Annotated in this window: 2 protein-coding genes; one reads left to right on the top strand and one right to left on the bottom strand. The window is 44.6% G+C overall.

Features of this window, described 5'->3' with window-relative positions; all coding sequences use genetic code 11:
* A partial coding sequence (locus ACVBIL_RS20500) for an aminoacyl-histidine dipeptidase (protein WP_447168783.1) occupies positions 1–1,431 on the bottom strand: 1,431 nt, incomplete at its 3' end.
* Positions 1,432–1,663: 232 nt separating this feature from the next.
* On the opposite strand from ACVBIL_RS20500, the gene ACVBIL_RS20495 reads away from it, so the two are divergent.
* Positions 1,664–3,205, top strand: coding sequence for a M17 family metallopeptidase (locus ACVBIL_RS20495; RefSeq protein WP_447168782.1), 1,542 nt, complete (start codon positions 1,664–1,666; stop codon positions 3,203–3,205).
* Positions 3,206–4,919: the final 1,714 nt, after the last annotated feature.

Below are 4,919 nucleotides of genomic sequence, written 5' to 3'. Positions count from 1 at the left end.
GGCTAATAACAGTTTCCAGTATTGGCCAACTGTGGTGATGTTAACTTTTTCATCAGGGCTGTGCGGGTAACGAATGGTTGGACCTATAGACACCATATCCATCTCAGGGTAAGGCTTCTTAAATAGTCCACATTCAAGACCTGCATGGATCACCATGATAGTAGGCTCTTTATTGTAAATCGCCTCATAAGTTTCGCGAACGCTTGCCATTACAGGTGAGCTATTGTCCGGCTTCCAACCAGGATATGCGCCACTAAACTCAATATTGGCACCGGCTAAGTTAGCAAGCGAGGTCAATACGCCTTCAACTTCACTGCGACCAGAGTCAATCAGTGAACGGATCAAGCATAAGATTTGCACGCCGTTATCATCGGTGCTGATTACGCCTACGTTAAGCGAGGTCTCAGTCACGCCTTGCACTTCATCACTCATACGAATGACGCCGTTAGGACAAGCATTTAGCAGGTCAACTAAGATCTGCTGTGAGTCTTCACTCATCACTTGCTTCTCAGCTGGGATTTCAGCCAATATTAGCACTGTACCTGGGTCGGCAATCGCTAGCTCTTGACGTACCAAAGCCTGAAATTCAGTAATACGCGTCTGTAACAGTGTTAAGTTCTCTGGCGGTAGCATAAAGCTAACTTCGGCTTCGCGTGGAATCGCGTTACGCAGCGAGCCACCAACAAATTGAGTTAACTCAATCGCAAGTTCGTCGCCATGCTCAAACAGGAAGCGAGCTAATAGTTTATTAGCGTTACCACGACCCAAGTGAATGTTAACGCCTGAGTGCCCACCTTTAAGGCCAGCAATTGAAAGCTTATAACTTGCATTTGTCGGCTCAGGTGATTGCCAAACCATAGGTACACTTAGCTGCGCATCAACGCCGCCAGCACAACCCATGTAAATCTCACCTTCTTGCTCTGAATCGGTATTGATAAGAATATCAGCGTCTAACATGCCAGCTTCTAAGCCGAATGCACCAGTCATACCCGCTTCTTCATCAATAGTCAGCAGCACTTCAAGCGGGCCATGAGCAATGTCATCAGCGCCTAAAATGGCCAGTGCCGATGCCATACCAATACCATTGTCAGCACCTAATGTGGTGCCTTTAGCTTTTACCCAGTCGCCATCGACATAAGCTTCAATAGGATCTTTTTCAAAATCATGGACTTTGTCAGCGTTCTTCTGCGGCACCATGTCGATATGGGCTTGCAGTACGACTATCTTACGGTCTTCCATGCCAGCGGTTGCCGGTTTTTTGATGATCAGGTTGCCAACTGCGTCTTCAACGACACTGAGCTGTTTGTCTTTAGCCCAAGTCTGGATATGAGCACTCAAAGCTTGCTCGTGTTTAGATGGATGCGGAATGGCACAGATCTGTTCGAACCATTGCCAAAGTGCTTGTGGTTGTAACTGACTAAGAGTGGTCACTTAAAAATCCCCTATTCGAGTAATATCAATAGCGCGAGGCTGCCAGTGAGGCAGAAATTGCAGACAGTCTAGCATAGTCTTAGTGCGCTGCGGAGACGTTAGCCGTCGCGTTAACCTAGCCTTGTCAGCCAAAGTTTCCACAATACTTTTCATACTCGGTAAAGTCGTTGGTAATCTAACCACAATAGGGGAATAATGCGGGAGAAAAGTTACAAAACAAGAAGGAAAGGTTATGGGGTTGGTTAAGTTTGTAGATGAAGTAGATCAAGGTGCCATTTTTGAAGGAAACGGCTGGGATGCGCTGGTGGTGGTCACAGCGGATCTTGAATCTCTGCAATATGAAGAGATTGTAATGCTAGCAAATCATGGTCAAAAGATAGATAAGCGGGTTGGCCAATCTCCTACACTGTTATTTGCTCCAGGGATGGCTGGTGGACGCCTGATTATTGCACCAGTCAAAAAGGCGGACGATGATTACCAAGATGTTCGCGTCTTTGCCGATGCAGCAAGGCAAGGCATTAAGCTGGCTAAAGACGCTGGCGCTAAGCGTCCTTTACTCATAGTCAACAACTTGGCTGAACAGCGTTATCAAAATGCCGCTCAAGTGGCAGCACTCGCGTGCGGTCAAGAGCTTTGGCAAGCATTGGAGCTTAGAGAGGCGGGCGGTGGTGATGAGCCGTTAGAAGCTATTGGCCTGTTAAGCGATATAAAAAGCGCAGCGGCACTCACTGCAATCGAAGCCGGCAGAGTCCTAGCACGAGACCTTTGTGGCACCGAGCCTGAGCGTATGTCAGCTCCAGCCTTTGCCGACTACTGCGTCGATGCGCTGCAAGACTCAGATCTTATAATCAGCGTGGTCGAAGACCGAGATATTCTTGAGCGAGATTACCCCCTATTAAGCGCTGTCGGCCGCTCATCATTCGCAGTATTGAGACATCAGCCTCGGGTCGTTAAGCTTGAGTACGTGGGCGAGGGGCCAATTGAACACACCTATTTATTTGCTGGTAAAGGTGTGGTGTATGACACAGGTGGTGCGGATCTCAAAATTGCTGGTGGCATGGCGGGCATGAGCCGAGATAAAGGTGGCGCCGCTGCGGTTGCTGGTTTGATGAAAACCGTGAGCATGCTAAAACCCAAAGGCATACGTATTGTTGCCGAGCTTGGTTTAGTGAGAAACAGTATCGGTAGCGACGCTTTTGTTACTGATGAAATAATAACCAGTCACGCGGGCAAACGGGTGCGTATTGGTAATACCGATGCCGAAGGGCGTTTAGTGTTAGCAGATCTGTTATCGCATCTGCGCCTAAAAGCGGTGAATGCAGTAAAACCACAAATGTTTTCAGTCGCAACATTAACTGGGCATGTGGTTCGCTGTTTTGGCGGTTATACCGCAGCGGTAGAAAACAGTGTCGCTAAACAAGCTAATGTCGCTACAAGCATGCAAGAGCTAGCTTCACTTTGGGGCGAACCAATTGAAGTGACTCAGCTGCGTCGAGATGACTTTAGTAAAATTGTCGATCCATCAGCAGCGGCTGATATGTTGTCATCCAATAATGCGCCATCTTCAGTTACTGCGCGTGGACATCAATATCCAGCGGCATTTTTGATAGAAGCGTCTGGATTGAGTCAACATGGTTTAAATGCCACTCAACCCATTGCCTACACTCACTTAGATATTGCCGGTAGTGCTACAGAAGGGCATCCACAATACGGGGCACCAACGGCAACACCGTTAGTGGGATTGTTTAAATACATGACAGCGACTCAATCTTAGAGCGGTTACGCTAAGCCTGAATGAGCTTATCGCTTGATTAAAGCTGACGTGTTATGCGTCAGCTTTTTTATTTTCTATAGCTCAGCAACAGCCACACCGCTGCTGGGGCTGTTTCATTACATGACGACTCATTAGCGTTAAAGTGAGAAGTAGTAAGGGCTATATTCCTTTAGCATTGTTGTATTTCTTATTTAATCGGCACTTTAGTCGCCGGTTTTTCATGTTAAGTGATTGATATTTATTGTGTAGCCGAACGATATAAAGGTTTTGACTAATAGCATCAGCTAATAAATCTTGTAATAAAATAACGAAAAACGGCTTTTTTGAGTCTTTTTAAATAAAAAGCTTGTAATAAAACTACATTTATCTATAATTGCCTTCGTCGGGTAAGCAATGGTGCTTAGCGACACTTAGTCTATCCAGGATGGATAACTCTCCAAGGAATCGAGCGACAAGTTGACTCTACAAGCCAGCGACGGCTTTTCTGTAAAGTAGAGTATTTGGAATTCAACTTTGTTTGGAGTAGCAATTATGTATTTTAGTCACACTATTTATTCGCAGAGCTTTTGGTTAAACACAGAAATTTTGCGCGGCGGTTTATACGCCATGACTTTCAAGGGCTAACCCTCCTTTTTAGTTAACCAGTTTCCATCAACCTTTATTGTATCTTTTTAGATACTTGTAGACCAAGTCGCAGATAGCCCGAGTTAGTATGCTTCCGCTGTTTGCCATTGATTACCGCTAGCGCGTTAACCAATTTCCGTTAGGAACACTTGAAATGTCTTGCCCGCTCATTGAGTGGGCTTTTTTTTATCCAAATTTTATCGATGAGATCGATATTATATTCATCAGTATAAGGTACGGATCTAGTCAGAGCGTTTTGGTAAACCCTTTTAAAGGGGGGAGCCAGTTGATGGCGAGATATTTGTTCAATTGGAAGGTCACTTTCGTCTGTTATCGGTCGTTATGTGTGTTTTTTTTGATCGAATACTGTGTCGGTTTGTGAATCAGTCTGTTTATTGGGCTGTTTTTGTGATATTCGTCATGTCGGTTTGTTGTTAAATTACTCTTTACGCACTATTTGAGTATTTTTTAACACTAAGAGTTGTAATAAAATTACAAAAGCCTATAATTACTTTCGTTGGTTAGGTCGAGGCCTTCCAATACTTAAGTCTATCCAGGAAGGATAATTCTCCAAGGAACCGAGCGACAAGTTGCCTCGTTAAGTTAGTTTGGCTCAACCCCATTAACTAATTTAATTTGAGATTATTGATACAACTTTGCTTGGGAGCACCGACTATGTCTTATACAGGACAAACTTCGATTTATTGGCAAAACACTTGGTTGGATTCAAATGTTTTGCGTGGCGGTTTATTCGCCATGACTTTTAAGGGCTAACCCTCCTTTAGAGTAGTTTCATCATCCATCAACCTTATAGCACCCTTTGGGTGTGTTTAGACTCAAGTGGTATGTTGACCTTGTCGATATGCCATTGATTAACGCTAGCGCGCTAACCGATTTCCTTATTTTGGAACACTTGAAACATGTCTTGCCAGCTCTTTGAGCTGGTTTTTTTTTGCCTAAATTTTAATGAGTGTTGAAGATGAGTGAATATCAATACCGATATTGCTATGAATTAACGCTAGCAACATTATGCCGATTTCCTTTTGGCGCTCAGTTAGAGATAGTTGAAACATGTCTTGCCAGCTCTTTG

The organism is Shewanella sp. 125m-7 (genome assembly GCF_052977045.1).
This window is presented reverse-complemented; position numbering and strand designations above follow the sequence as displayed.

Excerpts from the sequence above, each read along its gene's own strand:
- ACVBIL_RS20495 (WP_447168782.1), top strand. The coding sequence starts at position 1,664 with ATGGGGTTGGTTAAGTTTGTAGATGAAGTAGATCAAGGTGCCATTTTT.